1 protein-coding gene is annotated in these 692 nt (G+C 67.2%); it reads left to right on the top strand.

Translation table 11 applies throughout. From position 1 onward, the window contains the following. Window positions 1-692: tetratricopeptide repeat protein (locus RHBS_RS29515; protein WP_187298691.1), on the top strand; the 692-nt coding region annotated here is incomplete at both ends.

Here is a 692-nt window from a genome sequence, read left to right as displayed (position 1 = left end):
ATCTCGACCCCACCACCCTCCCCACCCCACAGAGCCTCCGAATCTCAGCATTCCTGTTCGTACACCGCCGCTACGACAGCGCCATCGTCTGGTTGCTCCCCACCGCCCACCGCGGCGACCGCTACGCCGCATACCTGCTCGGTGCGATCGCCTACGAGCTAGGCCCCGAGGTAATCGTCGGAGGCCACACCGACACCGGATGGTGGGCGATCGCGCACGAACACGGCATGGCGGCCGCTGCATTCAACCTCGGAATCGCCGCTGCGCGGGCGGGTACAAATGCGGTTGTCGAAGGACGCACCGCGGTCCAGTGGTGGCTCATCGCGCACGAACGCGGACACGCAGATGCCGCGTTCAACCTCGGCGTCGCCGCCGACAAGCTCGGCCCCGACGCAATCGTCCAAGGACGCACCGCCACTCAGTGGTGGCTCATCGCGCACGAACGCGGAGACGCGAAAGCCACCCACAACCTCGGCGTCGCCGCCGACAAGCTCGGCCCCGACGCCACAGTCGAAGGCCGCACCGCCACTCAGTGGTGGCTGATCGCGCACCAACACGGAGACGCCGGTGCAGCATTGAACCTCGGAACCAACGCCAACAAGCTCGGCCCCGACGCTATCGTCGAAAAACGCACCGCCACCGGGTGGTGGGCGATCGCCGCAGAACGCGGTCACGCCGGTGCAGCATTCAAC

The sequence above is a fragment of the Rhodococcus sp. BS-15 genome, from assembly GCF_000813105.1.
GTDB lineage: Bacteria > Actinomycetota > Actinomycetes > Mycobacteriales > Mycobacteriaceae > Rhodococcoides.
The sequence above is the reverse complement of the archived record's forward strand: the minus strand, read 5'-3'. Positions and strand labels throughout refer to the sequence as shown.